Source organism: Sporosarcina sp. ACRSL (assembly GCF_022346605.1).
GTDB lineage: Bacteria > Bacillota > Bacilli > Bacillales_A > Planococcaceae > Sporosarcina.
This window is the reverse complement of record NZ_JAKRNT010000007.1, coordinates 140,888-158,942: the sequence shown is the minus strand read 5'-3', so window position 1 is coordinate 158,942 and position 18,055 is coordinate 140,888. Positions and strand designations below refer to the sequence as shown.

Below are 18,055 nucleotides of genomic sequence, written 5' to 3'. Positions count from 1 at the left end.
GAAGAATATTGCTATCTCTAACCAAAGATTTGTGCAGCAATAGCAAATAACTCTTTATTCCTATATGGCATATTACTAGAATTCTTGATCATTATCGGTGGATTGCTAACTTTTACAAATCCGCTTCTCTCCAAGAATGACATTAACTCGTCATTATTGGATGGTACATCAATCCTTAACGTTCCTTGATGATCAAAAACTAACCTATCAATTATTAAAGCAGCTGTTTGTGAATCTGGTGCTACAATAGGTCCTATTAATAGATTTACTGGTCCTAATATGGATAATCCAAATCCAATAATCTTCCCCTTTAGATTTCTAACAACTAAACAACGTTTTGATTGATTTATCCTGTTAAGAAGTAATTTTCTTCTCTTATCACCAAATGCAGCAGAATCTAATTCAATAATTTCTGTAATATCATACTCTCTGTATTTCTCTAAGATAATCTCTCTATTATTAAACAATTTAGTTGGAATATATTTATCACTTAAATACTTATGTACATAGTCAACAGTAATAAAACCCAAGTTTTCATATAAGGGCTTCCCATCTTCGGTTGAAATCAATATGATAGAATTGTTTTGAGAAACACTGTCTATACATTTCTGAGTAGCCTTTTTTCCTAAGCCAAAGCCTCTATATTCTTCATTAACAATAACCATTCCAATTGAAGCTAAATTAGTTTCATAAGGTATTATTGCGGCACTTGAAACAATTATCCCCACAGCATTTTTATGTCCGTATATTTTACCAGATGACATAACAGTTTTGATCTCGTGTTCATCATAATCCCAGCCAACTGAAGCAGAAAGCTTTATTAAACCTAAGACATCATCTTTATCAAATTCCACTAATTCTAAACCTATTGCATTGCCTGTATGCATTAGATGTCCCCCTATTTTATTTCTATTCTTATTATCATTTCATATTTAGTCTTGTTCAACTAACCCCCTTTAGTTGAAGAAAAAGAGCCCTCTAAGCAGCTCAACAATCTGCAAGCTAAAGCACTCGTTTGCTCAATAAAAAATCATTTACAATGTTATAAAAAACGGATGATTATTTTTATCCAAACATTTTAAAAGTTCCACTTTGAAGTCGTCATTTCTAATCAGTTTTAATGCATCTTCAATACCAAAAAAACCGGCCTCTAAACTTTCGCTACTTGTTTTTAAACTACCACTTACAGGTGTTCCTAACCACCACATATTACAGATATTTCTTTTTATTTCTTGAGAGACTCCACAAAACCTTTTAATTTCAATGTTTATTCCCGTTTCTTCTTTAACCTCTCTAACTACTGCATGCTTTATATTTTCATTTTCTTCTACAATCCCGCCTGGCAACTCCCAACCCCGATAAGGATCTTTTTTTAATAAAATCCTCTTATGTTCATCAAGAACCACCGCACCTGATGTAATAATAAATTTATTCATAGAAACACCACCAAAATATCATTCCCTATCTTGAACTATCCCCGTTAGCTGAATAAGAATTCGTTAAAATTGAACACTAAATCCTTTAAATTTATGAATTCCCGTTCCAAATCTTACAAGTTCTTGTTCCCAAAGCTCTTTAACTGCATTTTTCACTTCTATCAAAAGAACTGAATCAAGACCTAATGTGTTATGTCCTCCAAAAATCTTAGTTACATTAGGAATACTCGATATTTTTTCCAATGACTGTACCAATTCCACAGGATTGGTAGTTGGAAAAAAGGCATAAATCGGAGTCTCATCATAAAGCAAATCCCCTGTAAATAAGTAACCTCTACTATTATCGAAGATGGAAATATGACCTGGAGAGTGCCCAGGTGTATGGTAGATAGTCAATTTTCTACTCCCTATCTCTATTTTATCACCATCATTTAATAAACCAGTTGGATATCCTTGAAATGGTTTATATGTGTCTGGAATAAACGTTTTTGGAGTTGGTATTGTAATATCACGACTTACATCTTTTCTTATTTGTTCAATTGAAAGTTTCTTAATTCCATTGATAAGCCAGTCTTCCTCATCCTTATGTACATAAATATTCTTAAACTCCCCGTGACTTCCAATATGATCCCAATGGACGTGCGTTGTTAGAACAATAATCGGTAAGTTTGTCAGCTGGTCTGTAATCCTTTTTATATTATCAATTCCAAGACCTGTATCAATTAATGCAGCTTTCTCCTCACCAATTAATAAATAAGAGTGAACTTTCTCCCAATGTCCATACTCACTAATAGCGAAAGTTGTGTTATCGATTTGATTTACTGTAAACCATGAGTCTTTAATTTCAGCCATTTATAAAATTCTCCTTTCTAAACTCTCCGACTTGTAGTATTCTCTATTAATTCACTTAAAACCTTCTACTGTCACTCTTCAATTAACATAAACTTTTATGTGCTGTTGCTTATTCCTGTGCCAATTGTGGTACCAGTTCGTCACTATAAAGCATCTAAATGTTGTTGCAATCACAAAAACAGGGACACCAATTCATATGAGAATCGTGTCCCCAAACACTGTGTTTTTTGTTGTTTTCTCCCCATCAATCGAACCCGTTACTCTAAATCTCCCTCGCTATTAATCTCCTTAATTGAATATCCCCGTATAACGCGAAAACTTCTACCCCAATCTCACTCTCCCTCCAGCCATTCCTGATTGTTTAAGATCATGTCATGAATCTGTTTCTTACTAACATCTGCATCCTTTTGCATGAGCAAATCCAAATAGGCCTTATGCGTATTAAGCGTCCGCTCGATGCTACTGGATTGTTTGGAGGCAATCATTTTCGGCCTATACAACTCGTAAATCGTTTTGCCAATCTCAATAATAAAGGCGTTTTCAGTTGCTTCTAGGACCGCATAATGGAATTCTAAGTCAATGTCAGCCAGTTCTTCAGGGCTTAGCTCGGGCTTTAGCCGCTGGACTTGACTGTGATAGACCTCCTCAATTTTCTTTATCTTTTCCTCAGACCATTTGGTACGGATGATATTAATCATAAGAATCTCGAAATGTTGCCGGAATTCGATTAGCTCCTGCGTATTATTGCTATGCATAATCAAGCTGAAGATTAAGGGGTTTAAGGAAAAATGAGAAGGATTATTAGTTATGTACATACCTTCGCCGCGCTTAATTTGAATAACACCAATCGATTCTAGTATTTTTATAGCTTCCCGGACCGGTGTCCTACTAACGCCAAGCTGTTCCACCATTTCAGATTCTGTAGGTAATTTATCACCACTTTTAAGCGATCCTTCTAGTAGTTTAGCTTTTATTTTGGAGACAATTTCGGTTGAAATTTTGTCTGAAGTTGTCAGTTTCGAAAATTGCATAAGGTGAATCCTCCGATTGAATTTACTTTCCTTTCTATTCATTATATCGGATAACTAGTCTTTTTGTATTTTTTACTAATATCAATTAATTTGTAATACTAAATTTACAAAGAGTTGTCTAAGTGTTATCATAATTCAAGTACATCATACGTAATATGTAGTATGTAATATATAGTCAGTTGAAAGGAAGTGTCTTGATTGAATAAACACACAATCGCTAGCATTCCAGGAGATGGAATCGGGCCAGAAGTGATGCAAGAAGCTATCAAGGTGTTGAGGGCAGTTGAAGAGATTCATGGGAATTTACGTTTTGAAATCGATACATACGATTGGAACTGTCAACGTTATCTTGAAACTGGGCGTATGATGCCAGAGGACGGATTGAAGACCTTGGCTCCCTATGATGCCATTCTATTCGGTGCAGTAGGGGCACCTGAAGTTCCTGATCATATTTCTGTTTGGGAGTTAATCTTACCGATCAGAAGAGAATTTCAACAATACATAAACTTACGGCCTATTAAATTGTTGAAAGGGATCGAAAGTCCTTTAACGAACAAAGGGATTGAAGATATCGACTTTGTCGTTGTACGTGAAAATACGGAAGGTGAATACTCAAATAGTGGAGGTCGGTTGCATGTTGGCACTCCCTATGAAGTAGTTGTTCAAAACAGTGTTTTTACACGAATGGGCAGTGAACGTGTCATCAAATACGCTTATGAATTGGCACGAAAAAGAGGGTCAAAGCATTTATCTGTAGCAACAAAATCGAATGCTATCAATTTCTCCATGCCGTTCTGGGATGAAGTTGTGAAAGAAGTCGGCGTTGATTATGAGGAGATAAAAGCGAACTTCTACCACATTGATGCATTAGTCGCCTTTTTTGTATCGAAGCCGGAAATCTTTGATGTAGTCGTTGGCAGCAACTTGTTTGGTGATATATTAACAGATTTAGGTGCTGCAATTTCAGGCGGACTTGGCATTGCACCTTCAGGAAACATCAACCCTGAAAGGAATTACCCATCTATGTTTGAAGCCATTCATGGTTCGGCACCAGATATTGCAGGTCAAGGCATTGCCAATCCGATCGCCCAAATTTGGAGCACATCCATGATGATCGACCATTTAGGTTACCCAGAATTAGCCGAGTCGATTGTTCATGGCATAGAAGAAACACTAGTTGAGGGCAAGGTACGAACACCGGACCTAGGTGGAACGGCTTCCACAACAGAATTCGCAGATAAAATTATCAGAAATATTAAAAAGTACGCTAAGGGGGACTTGTAAGTGGGACAACTAGAAGCTAAAGTTATTGCCGTCACAGGAGCCGGTGGAGGTATGGGAAAAACCGTCGTCGAAAATCTTTTAGCCGAAGGCGCTATTGTAATTGGACTGGATATTCATACAGATTCCCTATCCTCTATCGAAAATGAAAATTTACATGTAAGAAACATTAATCTCCTAGAAGAAACAAGTATTACTGAAACATTCAAAGAAATTTACACGAAGTTTAATAAGTTAGACGGGCTCGTGAACGTAGCCGGAATCGCGCAACAAGGGAAACCAATAACGGAAGTAGAAGTATCCGAGTGGCATAGGCTCATGGATATTAATGCGACTGCCGTATTTTTAACAAATCGAGAAGCGGTTCGGTATATGAAGGAAAAAAATACTGGATCCATTATTAACATAGGATCCGTTTCTGTTACGAGACCGCGTCCGGGTCTACAAAGTTATGTAGCGTCTAAAGGTGCGGTAGAAGCATTTTCTAAAGCGTTAGCACTGGAAACAGCACCGTTCAATATTCGTGTCAATGTCATTCACCCTGGTCCAGCTGATACACAAATGCTTGGTCAGTTCTCTTCTAAAGAAGCAAGTGAAGTCGAATTAAATAAAGACGTATTTGCAGAAAGTGTTCCGCTCGGCAGATTGATTAGACCAACCGATATTTCCGCAACTGTGACTCATCTATTAACGGATGGCGCGCAAATCATTACAGGTTCAGTCATCCATGTTGACGGAGGAAGAAGTATCTAGAAAGGATGATCTAAATGGAAAAAATACAAATGCTCATCGATGGAAAATGGGTCGGAGATGCAAATGAACAATGGATAGACGTCATTAATCCTTCTTCAGGTGAATTGATTACCCAAATTGTTCGGGGCAATGAACAGCATGCAGACGCTGCTGTTCAAGCTGCTAAAAAAGCATTGAAAAGTACAGAGTGGAAGTCGATCAAACCATTTGAAAGAGGACAGTTTTTACAGGAAACAGCAAGATTTATACGAGAGAATGCGGAAGAATTAGCGAATCTTGAATCTCTCGATATTGGTAAGCCAATTGGACAAGCAAAAGCAGATATTGAAGCTGCGGCTCGCTATTTTGAATTCTATGGTGGCATAGCTGACAAAGTATTTGGTGATACGATTCCAATTGAAGAAAATTTATTAAATGTAACGGTGATTGAACCAATCGGCGTTACCTTACACATTGTCCCTTGGAATTACCCGATTCAAATTACTGCACGTAGTGTTGCTGCCGCAATTGCGACTGGAAACGTAGTGATTGTAAAAAGTTCTGAAGATACACCTTTGACGACAAACTTTTTAGCAAAATGGTTCCATGAAAAACTTCCTCAAGGAGTATTTCAACATGTTACGGGATACGGTGCAGAAATAGGAGCTGCATTGACTTCTCATCCTGGCATCAATCAAATTACGTTTACCGGTTCAGTTCCAACAGGAATTGCAGTGATGAAATCAGCGGCAAACAATGTGGTACCTGTCACACTCGAGTTAGGTGGCAAGTCACCGAACATCGTCTTTAAAGATGCTGATTTAGAACGTGCAGTGCCTGCAATAGTTAATTCGATTGTACAAAATGCGGGTCAAACATGTTCTGCAGGATCTCGCCTCTTAGTAGATGAAACGATTGCAGATGAATTACTAGAAAAACTAGTAGAGAAGTTTAAAAGCTTAAAAGTGGGACCACCTACGACCAATGCGGATGTCGGACCGATTATTAACAAAAAACAATACGAACAAATTCTAAGCATTTTAGATACGGCGGATCAACAAGCGAAGATTGTAGTAGGCGGGCAACCAGTTGAGGTGGAAGGTTATGAAAATGGCTTCTATATCAGCCCTGCGATCATCGAAGCATCTTCCCATAATAGCTCGTTTGTACAAGAAGAAATCTTTGGACCTGTGTTAAGTGTCATACGTTTTAATGACGTGGAAGAAGCGATTGAATTAGCAAATGACACGGAGTACGGACTCGTTGCGGGTGTCTGGACGAAAGATATTGACCGAGCGCATTATGTAGCAGCACGTATTGAAAGCGGCCAAGTGTTCATCAATAGTTACGGAGCTGCAGGCGGAGTTCAAATGCCATTTGGAGGATATAAGAAAAGTGGCATCGGGCGAGAAAAAAGCCATTTAGCTGTTCAAAACTATATTGAAATTAAAAATATTGCCGTTCAAGTTCGACTATAAATAGACTCTAACCAGGAGGTTAACAATGAATGCACTTAGCAAGATTAGTGATGTAGCCGGCAGATATTTTGCCTTAATCATCATCATTTTTTCAGTCATCGCTTTTATAGTTCCGAGTTGGTTTACTCAATTTAGTGGGTACATCACAATCTTACTCGGGGTCGTCATGTTTGGGATGGGTCTTACGCTGAAAGCTTCAGACTTCAAATTAGTTTTCACAAGACCAATTCCGGTGATTATAGGGGTTGTGGCACAGTTTTCAATCATGCCCACGACCGCCTTTATCATTGCTTATTTATTAAGATTACCTCCAGAACTTGCAGCAGGATTAGTTTTACTTGGTAGTGTTCCTGGTGGGACTTCTTCAAACGTGATGGTCTATTTGGCAAAAGGAAACGTTCCCCTTTCCATTACAATGACGAGTGTTTCCACCTTACTTGCGCCGATAATGACACCGCTTCTATTATTGCTTTTTGCGGGGCAATGGTTGCCAGTAGATCCAATGTCTATGTTCATGTCCATTGTACAAGTAATTATTATTCCAATTCTCTTAGGATTAATCGTTACTAAATTCTTACCAAATGTTACTCAAAAAAGCATTTCTGTTTTACCCCTAGTTTCAATTGTTGCCATTACAATTATCGTTACGGCAATTGTTGCAAACAATAAAGAAACGATTGCTACTGCTGGTATTCTAGTATTTGTAGCAGTATTACTCCACAATGGATTCGGGCTTATGTTAGGATACTATGCAGCTAAATTGTGTAAACTATCTCGTCAAGACCAACGTGCGGTCTCCATCGAAGTCGGAATGCAAAACTCAGGTCTCGGGGTCGCTTTAGCCGCTGCTTATTTCACGCCATTGGCTGCATTGCCAAGTGCATTTGCGTCAGCATGGCAATTAATTACCGGTACTTTTATCGCGACTCACTGGGGAAAACGTGAAATACCAAATGAATCTGCCCCTACCCCAGACGTGGAACCACGTAAAGAATCGGTCTCAAAAGCAAAAGAACTGTCGAAATAGGATTATAGAATGCCATAAGCCCATGAAAATAAAGGGCTTATGGCATTTCTTAATCGCACTATTAATTCGAAAACGATGTTCTTCCATGCGCCATGATGGTAAAATATAGATTAAAAAAGGGGGATTTGATTTGAAAACACAACAACTTGCATTCATGGCGGCCCTGTTTACTTTCGCGCTTGTTCTCAACGGCTGCTCATCGGACAATAAAACAGTAGATTCCAAAACAGCTGAAGCAATCGATGTATCGGAGTACTTTCCGCCAATCGGGATGACTCGAGAGTATACCAATTACGATACAGACGGGAATTCGGTTGCCTCCATTGATACCGTAAACTTGTCGACGAACTCAGATGGAACGGATACAGTCTACATCCATGAAAAGGGTGTTGCTTCCGAAGCCATCAAAGAATACATCGTCAGCAAGGAAGAAGTGAAACTCGTCTACCTCATCAATTCGTTCGGGAATGCCGAAACGGCAGTAGTGGAACTCGCGAATAAACCAGAATGGGACAAGAACGATGCCAGCCAATCGGTCAGTCGAATGACCGCTACTGGCTTGACGATGGAAGTACCAGCGGGCAAGTATGATCATGTCATTGAAATCACGAGCGTGATTCCCGGTGATAAAGAAGGGAAAACCCTCAATTATTACGCGCCAGAAGTAGGGCTGATCAAGACTGTATTCAGCTTCAAAGACGGAGAAGAGTTCATTTTTAACGAACTAAAGTCTGCAAAGAAAGTGGATAATACAGCAAGTGTGAAATGAGTTGGAGGTACCAGGTACCCGGGCAAGGAATTGTTCGGGGGCTTGGTACTTTTTATATTCACTATGTAGGTGTAAAGTCACAAAATGACAATATAATTCGGGAAATGATCGATAAACTCTAGGAAATGACCGATATCACTCCCCAAATGACCGATAAGTTTCCGGAAATGATCGATAACTTCCGGGAAATGATCGATATTTTTTCAAATCGCGCCATTTCAGCCATTAATCCATCGATTTCCCCCGCGTAATACGGAAAATGCACCGCCACATGCTAAATTTTTGAAGTACCAGGTACTCGGACAGATAATGGTTTGGGAATCTGTTGTTTTTTTTCGCAAACAGACCCGAATTTTTTTCATAGTTTTAGGGTACATAAAGATTAACGAGTTTAATCTTCCCTGTAACATGTTCTATTTTGAAAACTTGCTTCATAACCTCCTCTAGGAGTAACTAGATTAAGGAGTGGTTCAAATTAGAAAAATAATAGTAGCTTTGTTGGTGTTGATACTTGGTTGTACTTATGCCTTTCCTGTGGAGACAAGCGTAGTAGCGACGACCGACATGTATGTAAATGCGAAAAATGATATTATCCTGCGTGTCGAACCAAAACAAAATGCGAAACAGATCGGGACCATTCCAAACCATTCGAAAATAACGGTATTGTCTTCGTCAGACGGCTGGTCCTATGTACAAGCCGGGGAAAGTAAGGGATATGTGTATACGTCTGCTTTATCGAAGCAAAACCCGAAAGCTGCAGCAACAACGGTCACCGGTGGCTTGGCGCCTAAAGAGGGGTTGATTCTTACGTATAAACCGTCGTTCTTAGACGAGAAGAAAGAGACGTTTCACGTAGCGAAAGAGAATGAATACACGTACTTGTATAATAAAAAGAGTCCCCTGTTCCCGGATTTATCGAACTTCACCTATGTTGAAGACGGAAAAAGACTACTGATGGGTGTATCGAGTTCCGACTTCATCTTCGTCAACGTTCCCTATCCGTTGAAACAAGGGGCGTACACAATAGACTCGTCAATGATGTTAGAGGACCAAAAGGTGTTGGTTGAAAGCACGACGAAAACAGTCACCGTAAAAGCCGGTACCTTTGAGAACGTCGTCATTCTCCGTTTTCCGGATGGCTCTAGAGAATACTTGGCTAAAGGAATCGGGATCATAAAGAGTACGGATAGTAATGGGAAGATTTATACGGAGTTAGTGTCTGTGCAAGAAAGTAAACAAGCCCCGTAAATGAGGTGCCAGGCATTCACTTCATAAAGAGAGAAGTGCAAACAATCTCTACCATTAAAAAGACGCTAGGTTCTACTAAGAACCTAGCGCCATTTACTTTTATCACCTTTCTACGCTGCCCCCCACTCCCACTGCCTCTTCTCATAAATCCCCATCATAAGCAACGTCATTAATATCTCCTTCTGATCAGATGTCGCCTCTGTCCAAATCGGCTTATCCGATAAGGACCTATGTAATTTCAACCACCCACTGTTTTCCCTTGAAAAAACACCAGCCTTTGGTCGACTTTTGGGTCGATAAGTTGGTGTTGGAATGCGATTGAAATTCTAAGATTTTTAGTTAAAATAACTGCCTTAACTCTTCAGTCTTTTCTCAACTAATTTGGGGTTTCATGAAACGGAGCGGGCGTATTTTGAAACAAGTTCAATTTGCCAGGCAGCATCCGTTTTCACGGCAACGAGGTTTTGATGAGCATTTACTTTGAGTTCACTCATTACTATTAAAATACTTAGTAACGTTGTTGTATCGCTTGTGAAAGTTTTGATGTGATTCGTACATTCTCAAAAGAAATTCCTAACTGAATCGCCGTTAGGGCAATTTCCGGCCTGATGCCGGATAATGTTGTTTTGACACCTATTAACTCTAAAGACTGTATTAGCCCAAATAGCTGTTGTGCAACGATCGAATCCATCTTTAGCACACCAGACAAATCTATATATAGGTTGCTTATCCCTTTAGCCACACATTGTTCCAATGTATTCTCCAGGAGTAATCTTGCTCGGTCAGTATCGATTTCTCCAATAATCGGAAGTAAGGCTGTGTGATCACTTAAAACAATGACTGGGGTACTCAATTCATTTATCAGTTCTTTTTGGGATCGTACTTTTTCGTTTAAATATCGGTTTCTTTCATGTGTATACCAAACAATCGCCTGATCCGTTATTTTTATAATCAGTTCATAATAGTGTAAAGTAGATTCAATGGTCATCGACTCTTTATTCGCATCGACAAATTCTTTAATGAAACCAAAATACACATCCCGGGTTCTCATAAACTCTCTTATGATAAATTCAATAGGTGTTTTTACAAGTTCAAGGTCGCTAGTCGTTTCCAAAATCCAACTTTCCATCCTCTTCATAACTTCAGATTCTTCTTCAATTAATATTCTAAACGCATTTTCGTGGAACCTATAATTTTGCCCTTTCAATTTTTCAATCTCCAAAGGATCGGTAGAAGAATACACGCCTGACGGGTCACTTTTATCTAATTTTGCGTACCATTCTTCCGTCATTTGTTCTGCTTTACTCAGTAAAAAATCATGAAGTTTCTTTGTGTCCGACATTTTCTTTACCTCCGCTACTCCTCAAAGTTAAAAACACCAATCCACCGAAGAGTACCATCATTAGCTACTATTTTTTCATTTTAACACATTTTATTATTTTTGGAATATTCTTTTTGTGAATTCTAGAAAGGTTCCAATTCAACGGGAGATTAGTAGTCGTTTCCTATTTTTTGTTGGTAAAGTGTCAGGTTCAAAACCATTTCTATTCATGCAAATCCCATTTATGCAATTGTAGTGTATAATTAGAATAGTTTTGACCTGAAAATTTGATACCCGCAATCAGGATAATTCTAGATTACAAAGAAGGAGTGATAATGATGACTCCCCCACTAAACGAGCATTGCCCGCTATGCGGCAAAACGAATAACTGTTGCTACGGAAAAGATAAATCGCTGGGCATTTGTTGGTGCAACCAAGAGACATTTCCGAATGAAATTTTCAAACTAGTTCCAGAAAAAGATCTCCGTGTGAAATGTATATGCAAGGAGTGCTTGAATCGGTTTAAGGGAGTGTCTGATCCTGCACAAATCAATGGATAATGGAAATAATATAGTAATATGTAATAGTAGGTGCCCTTTAAGGGGGATCAGCTAGTGGGATAAGATAATCCATTCGTTATGAGCTGCTACTCAAGGATGATTTATTTTTCATGGGTATTCCGTACGGAGCGAACAGCTATATACTCACTAGCAGAAAATAGCTATTCCATCGCGTCTTTGTATTATTGATTGTTAGTTTGCAGATATCTTTGGAATATATTACGATAAAATGGAAATCTAAATGTATTTCATTTGAGGGGGGAATGAGCTAATGATAAATGAAATGGGATTACTCGGAGAAACTTTATTAGAAGAAAAGATTAATATAGCACGTAAAATCCATGAGTTACGATTATCAGAGATTCCGGATGAGCAAAGACAATTAATCCCTTCACATATTGAAGAGGAAATAATAAGGATGAGAGCAAGCTTTATAAGTCTCTTTGGAGAATTCTTGGCAAAACCCGAACAGAGAGAAACGGCCTATGATCAAATAGAAAAATGGGCGAAGGAAACTTCAGAGTATGTATATAAACTTGGAGTCCCATTAGATGAAGCCTTGAAAGATACAACGCTTTATCGAACCTTTATCAATGAAGTAATTGAAAACACGGTAATCACTCATGATATGTCGGTAAAATCATTGTTAGCAACATCTAAGATCATAGACCCATTGCTTGATCATGCTGTTTACTGTTTTAGCTTAACCTTTGTTCAGTTCTACACAGTCAATCTCGAGAATGCAAAAAGAGCAATTATTGAATTATCTGTACCTATTGTTTCTATATCTAATGATATCGCCGTACTGCCATTAATCGGAAATATTGATACTGAACGGGCGTTATTGTTGATGGAGAATACGACGAAAGAAGTAGACAGATTAAAAATATCTTACTTAATACTCGACTTGTCTGGGGTAGCTATTGTCGATACAATGGTGGCACAACATATCTTTAATTTGTGCACTACCCTAAAATTGCTGGGAGTTCAAACGATCATAACAGGCGTTAGGCCTGAAGTTGCCCAGACTGCTGTAAGTCTTGGATTGGACTTTAGTGATCAAATGACAAAAGGAACCTTGCAGCAGGCACTAGTAGAACTAAAATTTTTTCGTGATTAAACGTTAATTAGATAAAACGTTGTATTAATTTCCATTAAACGAACGATCGCATATCAAAAAGGTACAATCCAAATAGAATGATGGATTGTACCTTTTCACTTTTGTCCCAACTCATTTCTAACGTTGAGTTATGTTACTATTCATTACTAATTTCCTTACCTATAGCTACACGATAAAAACAAAGTACAGTATAAATAACAAACAAAGCACATACATAATTGGATGAATTTCTTTATACCGCTTTTGTGCTACTAAACAAAGTGGATAAAGAATAAAACCAAATGCAAGGCCCATTGCCACACTAGAAGTGAGGGGCATCATGATAATGGTTAAAAAGGATGGAATCACAATTTCCAGCCTGCTCCAGTCTATTTTTCTTATTTCCATTGCCATTAAGGCTCCTACAATAATTAACGCAGGGGCTGTTACTTCCAATGTAATAACGGATAACATGGGTGAAAAGAACAAAGCAATCGTAAAACAAGCGGCAATGACGACAGACGTAAAGCCTGTTCTACCTCCGACAGCAATGCCGGCAGAAGATTCAACACTCGTAGCAGGTGTGGATGTTCCCAATATCGCTCCAACTGCACTAGCGGTAGAATCAGCAAGCAATGCTCTTCCTATATTCGGCACAGTATTCCCTTTCATCATTCCTGCTTGACTGGCCAGTGCAATTAAAGCACCAGCCGTATCAAAAAAGGCAACAATTAAAAAAGTGAAGATCACTGCTAGTAATTCAGGGGTGAAAATCTGATCTAAATGGGAAAACACGACACCAAATGTTGGTTTCAAGCTCGGTATACTTCCAATAATTTGTGAAGGACCATTTATTAATCCAACCATCATTCCAATAATCGTGGTAATGATCATTCCATAAAAAATTCCTCCGCTTATTCCACGTACTAACAGTACAATCGTAATAACCAAGCCAATAATGGCTAGTAGGGTAGTAGGTGATGTTAAGTTTCCAATCGAAACAAATGTATCAGGATTGGAAATAATAAGCCCCCCATTTTTCAACCCAATAAATGTAATGAAGAATCCAATTCCAGAAGCGATTGCATATTTTAAATTCAATGGGATGATCGTAATAATCTTCTCGCGGATTTTCATTACACTTAAAAACATAAAAATGATTCCTGCAATAAAAACACCAGTCAACGCGACTTCCCATTGTATGCCCATCCCAATACAGACAGAAAAAGTGAAAAATGAATTCAATCCCATACTTGGTGCAATTCCGATTGGGAAGTTCGCAAGCAACCCAATAAGTAGTGTACCGATAATCGCAGTAAGAGCGGTTGCAGTAAATACTGCCCCACTATCCATCCCAGCTTGGCTTAGGATAAGTGGATTTACGACTAATATATACGCTATCGATAGGAAGGTTGTTACTCCTGCTAGTGTTTCCTGCTTATAGGTAGTATTCCGTTCGGTAAATTTAAAAAAATTTCTCATGTTGTAATCTCCTATTTGCTAAGTTAAAGAATGGAAGGAAATAATTTGAAGATTGGTTTTGCAGCTAGTTGATAATATCATGCCCTTAATACCAAAAAAACTTTGGCCTTAAGTAGGACAAAGTTTTTCTACACACAGGAATATAAAATTGGTTTATTTCACATTCCTTGTAGACGAGCTATTTATGGTAGCTGGTAGAAACTTTCAAGCCGTATTCTTGAATTTATACAAGGTATTTCTATTCTTTTTTAAAAAATAATAGATGAATCATAACAAGTTTAGGTTAGAACGTCAAACTATTTCTGTATATCGGGTATCCAACTCAGTAGCTCCTAAAGTAACTGCCTTAACTCTTCAGTCATTTGCTCCACCAATTCCGGTCTTCCATGGAACTGAGCGGGTGTATTTTGGAACAGTTCAATTTGCCAATCATCATCCTTTTTCACTGCAACAAGGGTTTGATGGGCATTTACTTTGGGCTCAATATCTTTTTTACCTGTTGGAACCATCCCCGCAATTGCGTGTAAGATTACTGCATTCGTTCCTAAAGGTCGGATGGATTTAACTTTTGTTACAAAAGGAGCCGTAGGATGATTTTCAAATATAGGGATAAGATGAGACAAAATCTCCGCTTTCCCAACTACCTTACTACCATCAAAACCAATTTGCACCCCTTGTTCTGAAAACTGATCTGCCATTCCTTGGGCATCACGGGTATTCCACGCATCAATTAATTTTCGATAAAGGTCTTGGATTTCATCATTTATTGGTGTCATAGCTATTTCTCCTCTCATTTGATCAAACATCTCTTTGACGCTATTCACTTTTCGGTACGGAGCAAACTACTATTTCAATCGCAAACCTTCAATCGCCCTCGCAATTCCCTCTCGAACAGCTATATACTCATTAGCAGAAAATAGCTGTTCCATCGCCACTTTCAATTCTTCGGTATCTTCCATATCCTCAACAGGCACAGCCCGTGAATAAATCCTTGTAAAGCGTCTTCCTTCCTCGTAAGCAAGCGCACGTACAGGAATGCCCTGCTCCTCTATGCTCTTCAATACGCGGGTTCTTTCCAAATGCGGCATTGGTCCGACCTCAACAATCAACCGAACCGTTGAATTCCGTCTTCTGAACCATGCAATGAGCGGATAGCCGAGCCAGTACTTTTCTGTCACTTCGTACTTGGAAGGTAGCTGCGTCCATTCAGGCTCTACAAAACTAGGGACGATGTGATTGACATTATAATGGTGAGATGGGATGCGCTGTTCATTCACAAAAAGAGTAAATGCTGTCTCCAAAGGAGATTCCGCCTTTAATTCAGTAGGTTCAAAAATTTGTATGTTATCGTCATCCCCCACCACAACTGCCTCGTTGGTCAATCGTAATAGAGACTGGAAGGATTCCTTCTTGTACAGTCTCTCCATGGATTCAACCAAAAAATCGACATCCTCCCACGAATTCGGACGATCAGCATCCATATAAATTCTCGTATACTGCCTACCCTCTTCAAACGCCTGCTCCTTCACGTCGACCCCTCTCACCTTCAAAGCTTGCAACAGCCGGACTCGATCTTCATGATGCAAAGGTCCAACTTCCACCCTCAGTTTTAACCGGTCGTCCGCTTGTTCAAACCAGGCAATTAGCCCCTTATTCATCCACCATTTCTTACGTAAGTCGTTCGCGTCAAAATGCTCGTCCCACGTCTTCTCGATGAAGTGCGGCACCTTGAAATGCGGCGTGTACAAATGTTCGGGCCAACCCAAATTTCGAGCGAATCGAATAAACGCCTCCCGTAAGAAACTGCTTCCAACCTTCACAACAAAGTCGATTGTCTCCTTATATTGATTGTAAATTTGGCTCAATTCATTTGCGAAGCTGTTTTCCACCACGCTTCCCTTTCCTGCACTAGAAAGGAGGTCGACAGCTTCCTTATGATTTTTATAAAGGGCCATCCCCTTTTCATTCAGTTCATCGTTCTGCACCAATTGGTCCTCTAAAATATCGATGTAATAGGAAATGAAGGAATGCACGTCTGGATGCATATAGTCTTTATTCGCATCGGTCATATTGTTGAGAATATCCAGCACATCCGAATACCCGAGCATCAGATAGTCCTCATGCGTAGGCTCCTCATCCTGCAACGTCAAAAACACCGGAATGATTTTATACCCAGCATAGGCCGTTCGAACAAACTCGATATATTCCTCAAGCTGCCCCTCGGATTCAGTAGACCAAAACTTGTTTTCAATCAAAACCGCCACTTGATATAAATCGGAGACAGCTAATAAATCAATCCGCTTCCCGTTAGACGTCGCCAACTCTTTATAAACAACAAGATCATGATAAGAATGTCGACTCAGCTGAAGGACATCATAATTGGCAATCTTGTCCTCATCCTCATAGTTGGCTGGATTGACAAAGACCTTCGCGATAAGCTTCTTAATGAAATACGAACCCAAATCATGATTCTGCTGCGGATCCATCAACCACGCCAACACATTGGAATGTCGAATTTCATAATTATCGACCTGAAGCACTTTAAATGGATTGAATCGGTTGAAGTGGTTATGTAAATAGGTGAATTCCTGAGAATCCTCGATGAGGGTCAGGATTTGTTGTTGGTGGTTTGGCATGGCAGTTCCTCCTGAGTCAATTGTTTTTGGAAAGTGCATTGGTTGTATTGACCAATAATCTGCTCTATAATAAAACTATCAGGCATACATTTGTCTACTACGAATAAACTAAAAAGGACCACCTAATGCTACCAACATTAGATGGTCTGTAATAGCAGGTTCCCTTCAAGGGGGATCAGCTCGCTAGATAAAATAATCCATCCATTATGAGCTCCCACTCAAGGATGGATTATTTTTTTATGTAATAGTACTTGGCCAATTCGATGTCCAATCAAGTTGATTCCAAGCATTTTCTTTAAACTATAACCATCCATTCACATACGTTAGTAAACCAATAATTGCACCAACAGCTGCCCCGACGATGACATAAGTAATCGTTGGTCCGCCTTTTTCACCTTGTCGGTTTTGAACATCCCCCATCACTTAACACCACCTTTTATTAAATTTCTTCATTTATACTTTACCATAAACTATGAATATTACATTGTAGTCATCTTAACTATCCTTGAGTGACCTATTCTATTACAATTTCATTGTACCATTTGTATAATGCAGCTCTATTAAAGTTCATGTTATTTTCGCGAGGTACTAGGCACAATCTATTCCTTATCGGAAACCCCGGGGTAAGTCCGTCCAAGACAATCGTCTTTGTCTAAACCATATAAATCACTAATCTCATCATCTTCTTCATCTCGGTCAACAGGAACACCTTTAATCCATTTCTCCAGTTCTTCTGAGGACATTTTCAAAAAATCCCTCCTTCATTATTTCGCTTTTTCTAATCGATTAAGTAAAAGTGGCAGAGCTTCTCTTTGCCAAAATTCCACGCTAATATGTCCACTTGACATGCCTCCGTGAGCATATCTTTCTACAAAGATTTCTTCGTCTTCAGTCCCTCTAAACGAATGATTGGTAAGCTCTTGAAAGAACTGTTCAAAATGATCGAGAAAACATGTTTGTGAGCAAGGCAAGGGTATTGTTGAAAAGACCTTCTCAAATTCATCCCATAAATAAGGATCCCCTCTCAATCCCCATGTTTCAGGCTTTGGCTTAAAAATGACTGACACTGACTTCTCCATAATTTCCTCCTACATTATTGCCCT

Annotated in this window: 20 protein-coding genes and 1 riboswitch; of the genes, 8 read left to right on the top strand and 12 right to left on the bottom strand. The window is 39.0% G+C overall.

All coding sequences use genetic code 11. The annotated features are described in order from the left end of the window. Positions 1-17: 17 nt before the first annotated feature. The 4 genes from MHZ92_RS11920 to MHZ92_RS11905 all read right to left on the bottom strand — a co-directional run bounded on the left by MHZ92_RS11920 (position 18) and on the right by MHZ92_RS11905 (position 3,319). Complete coding sequence (locus tag MHZ92_RS11920) at positions 18-887, bottom strand: GNAT family N-acetyltransferase (RefSeq protein ID WP_239431920.1); 870 nt, start codon at positions 885-887, stop codon at positions 18-20. A gap of 147 nt (positions 888-1,034) precedes the next feature. After that, positions 1,035-1,436 carry an NUDIX hydrolase gene (locus tag MHZ92_RS11915; protein WP_239431919.1) on the bottom strand — a complete coding sequence of 134 codons (402 nt, stop codon included), beginning with the start codon at positions 1,434-1,436 and terminating at the stop codon, positions 1,035-1,037. A gap of 63 nt (positions 1,437-1,499) precedes the next feature. Beyond that, positions 1,500-2,288: an MBL fold metallo-hydrolase gene (locus MHZ92_RS11910; RefSeq protein ID WP_239431918.1), complete on the bottom strand. Its 789-nt coding sequence runs from the start codon at positions 2,286-2,288 to the stop codon at positions 1,500-1,502. 332 nt (positions 2,289-2,620) lie between these two features. Further along, on the bottom strand, positions 2,621-3,319 hold the full coding sequence (locus MHZ92_RS11905; RefSeq protein ID WP_239431917.1) for a FadR/GntR family transcriptional regulator: 699 nt from the start codon (positions 3,317-3,319) through the stop codon (positions 2,621-2,623). A 198-nt stretch (positions 3,320-3,517) separates the two neighbouring features. Here MHZ92_RS11905 and MHZ92_RS11900 point away from each other — a divergent pair, with 198 nt between their 5' ends. The 5 genes from MHZ92_RS11900 to MHZ92_RS11880 all read left to right on the top strand — a co-directional run bounded on the left by MHZ92_RS11900 (position 3,518) and on the right by MHZ92_RS11880 (position 8,606). Beyond that, positions 3,518-4,603, top strand: coding sequence for a tartrate dehydrogenase (locus MHZ92_RS11900; RefSeq protein ID WP_255723503.1), 1,086 nt, complete (start codon positions 3,518-3,520; stop codon positions 4,601-4,603). Further along, positions 4,604-5,353, top strand: a complete 750-nt coding sequence (locus tag MHZ92_RS11895; protein ID WP_239431916.1) for an SDR family NAD(P)-dependent oxidoreductase — start codon at positions 4,604-4,606, stop codon at positions 5,351-5,353. It abuts the gene before it with no gap. A gap of 14 nt (positions 5,354-5,367) precedes the next feature. Next, positions 5,368-6,810, top strand: a complete 1,443-nt coding sequence (locus tag MHZ92_RS11890; RefSeq protein ID WP_239431915.1) for an aldehyde dehydrogenase family protein — start codon at positions 5,368-5,370, stop codon at positions 6,808-6,810. Positions 6,811-6,835: 25 nt separating this feature from the next. Further along, the gene (locus MHZ92_RS11885; protein WP_239431914.1) at positions 6,836-7,837 is read left to right on the top strand and encodes a bile acid:sodium symporter family protein; all 1,002 of its coding nucleotides are present in this window, start codon (positions 6,836-6,838) and stop codon (positions 7,835-7,837) included. Between the two features lie 130 nt (positions 7,838-7,967). Next, entirely contained in the window at positions 7,968-8,606 is a 639-nt protein-coding gene (locus MHZ92_RS11880) for a hypothetical protein (RefSeq protein ID WP_239431913.1), read from the top strand. A gap of 118 nt (positions 8,607-8,724) precedes the next feature. On the opposite strand, the gene MHZ92_RS11875 is transcribed toward MHZ92_RS11880, so the two are convergent. Further along, positions 8,725-8,877: a hypothetical protein gene (locus MHZ92_RS11875; RefSeq protein ID WP_239431912.1), complete on the bottom strand. Its 153-nt coding sequence runs from the start codon at positions 8,875-8,877 to the stop codon at positions 8,725-8,727. Between the two features lie 263 nt (positions 8,878-9,140). Here MHZ92_RS11875 and MHZ92_RS11870 point away from each other — a divergent pair, with 263 nt between their 5' ends. After that, a complete protein-coding gene (locus tag MHZ92_RS11870) occupies positions 9,141-9,854 on the top strand; it encodes an SH3 domain-containing protein (RefSeq protein ID WP_239431911.1) in 714 nt (237 codons plus the stop codon). 110 nt (positions 9,855-9,964) lie between these two features. Here the strand turns inward: MHZ92_RS11870 and MHZ92_RS21425 are convergent, their stop codons facing one another. Both MHZ92_RS21425 and MHZ92_RS11865 read right to left on the bottom strand, forming a co-directional pair. Next, positions 9,965-10,096 (bottom strand): hypothetical protein, encoded by a 132-nt coding sequence (locus MHZ92_RS21425; RefSeq protein WP_255723502.1) that lies wholly within the window; start codon positions 10,094-10,096, stop codon positions 9,965-9,967. A 266-nt stretch (positions 10,097-10,362) separates the two neighbouring features. Next, positions 10,363-11,196 carry an STAS domain-containing protein gene (locus tag MHZ92_RS11865; protein ID WP_239431910.1) on the bottom strand — a complete coding sequence of 278 codons (834 nt, stop codon included), beginning with the start codon at positions 11,194-11,196 and terminating at the stop codon, positions 10,363-10,365. 314 nt (positions 11,197-11,510) lie between these two features. Here MHZ92_RS11865 and MHZ92_RS11860 point away from each other — a divergent pair, with 314 nt between their 5' ends. Both MHZ92_RS11860 and MHZ92_RS11855 read left to right on the top strand, forming a co-directional pair. Then, a complete protein-coding gene (locus tag MHZ92_RS11860; protein ID WP_370644696.1) occupies positions 11,511-11,735 on the top strand; it encodes a cysteine-rich CWC family protein in 225 nt (74 codons plus the stop codon). 271 nt (positions 11,736-12,006) lie between these two features. Beyond that, the gene (locus tag MHZ92_RS11855; RefSeq protein WP_239431908.1) at positions 12,007-12,855 is read left to right on the top strand and encodes an STAS domain-containing protein; all 849 of its coding nucleotides are present in this window, start codon (positions 12,007-12,009) and stop codon (positions 12,853-12,855) included. A 165-nt stretch (positions 12,856-13,020) separates the two neighbouring features. Here MHZ92_RS11855 and MHZ92_RS11850 read toward each other — a convergent pair whose 3' ends face one another. From MHZ92_RS11850 to MHZ92_RS11830, 5 genes are all read right to left on the bottom strand, one after another. Further along, entirely contained in the window at positions 13,021-14,316 is a 1,296-nt protein-coding gene (locus tag MHZ92_RS11850; RefSeq protein ID WP_239431907.1) for an NCS2 family permease, read from the bottom strand. Between the two features lie 150 nt (positions 14,317-14,466). Then, positions 14,467-14,567: riboswitch (purine riboswitch) on the bottom strand. An 81-nt stretch (positions 14,568-14,648) separates the two neighbouring features. Beyond that, positions 14,649-15,092, bottom strand: a complete 444-nt coding sequence (locus MHZ92_RS11845) for an SgcJ/EcaC family oxidoreductase (protein WP_239432028.1) — start codon at positions 15,090-15,092, stop codon at positions 14,649-14,651. Between the two features lie 69 nt (positions 15,093-15,161). Then, on the bottom strand, positions 15,162-16,952 hold the full coding sequence (locus MHZ92_RS11840; RefSeq protein WP_239431906.1) for a PDDEXK-like family protein: 1,791 nt from the start codon (positions 16,950-16,952) through the stop codon (positions 15,162-15,164). Positions 16,953-17,551: 599 nt separating this feature from the next. Next, a complete protein-coding gene (locus MHZ92_RS11835; protein WP_239431905.1) occupies positions 17,552-17,701 on the bottom strand; it encodes a hypothetical protein in 150 nt (49 codons plus the stop codon). A 15-nt stretch (positions 17,702-17,716) separates the two neighbouring features. Then, entirely contained in the window at positions 17,717-18,031 is a 315-nt protein-coding gene (locus tag MHZ92_RS11830; protein WP_239431904.1) for a hypothetical protein, read from the bottom strand. Between the last annotated feature and the right edge of the window lie 24 nt (positions 18,032-18,055).

Coding starts and splice junctions, on each gene's coding strand:
- MHZ92_RS11920 (WP_239431920.1), bottom strand. CDS start 887: ATGCATACAGGCAATGCAATAGGTTTAGAATTAGTGGAATTTGATAAA.
- MHZ92_RS11915 (WP_239431919.1), bottom strand. CDS start 1,436: ATGAATAAATTTATTATTACATCAGGTGCGGTGGTTCTTGATGAACAT.
- MHZ92_RS11910 (WP_239431918.1), bottom strand. CDS start 2,288: ATGGCTGAAATTAAAGACTCATGGTTTACAGTAAATCAAATCGATAAC.
- MHZ92_RS11905 (WP_239431917.1), bottom strand. CDS start 3,319: ATGCAATTTTCGAAACTGACAACTTCAGACAAAATTTCAACCGAAATT.
- MHZ92_RS11890 (WP_239431915.1), top strand. CDS start 5,368: ATGGAAAAAATACAAATGCTCATCGATGGAAAATGGGTCGGAGATGCA.
- MHZ92_RS11885 (WP_239431914.1), top strand. CDS start 6,836: ATGAATGCACTTAGCAAGATTAGTGATGTAGCCGGCAGATATTTTGCC.
- MHZ92_RS11865 (WP_239431910.1), bottom strand. CDS start 11,196: ATGTCGGACACAAAGAAACTTCATGATTTTTTACTGAGTAAAGCAGAA.
- MHZ92_RS11860 (WP_370644696.1), top strand. CDS start 11,511: ATGATGACTCCCCCACTAAACGAGCATTGCCCGCTATGCGGCAAAACG.
- MHZ92_RS11855 (WP_239431908.1), top strand. CDS start 12,007: ATGATAAATGAAATGGGATTACTCGGAGAAACTTTATTAGAAGAAAAG.
- MHZ92_RS11850 (WP_239431907.1), bottom strand. CDS start 14,316: ATGAGAAATTTTTTTAAATTTACCGAACGGAATACTACCTATAAGCAG.
- MHZ92_RS11845 (WP_239432028.1), bottom strand. CDS start 15,092: ATGACACCAATAAATGATGAAATCCAAGACCTTTATCGAAAATTAATT.
- MHZ92_RS11840 (WP_239431906.1), bottom strand. CDS start 16,952: ATGCCAAACCACCAACAACAAATCCTGACCCTCATCGAGGATTCTCAG.
- MHZ92_RS11830 (WP_239431904.1), bottom strand. CDS start 18,031: ATGGAGAAGTCAGTGTCAGTCATTTTTAAGCCAAAGCCTGAAACATGG.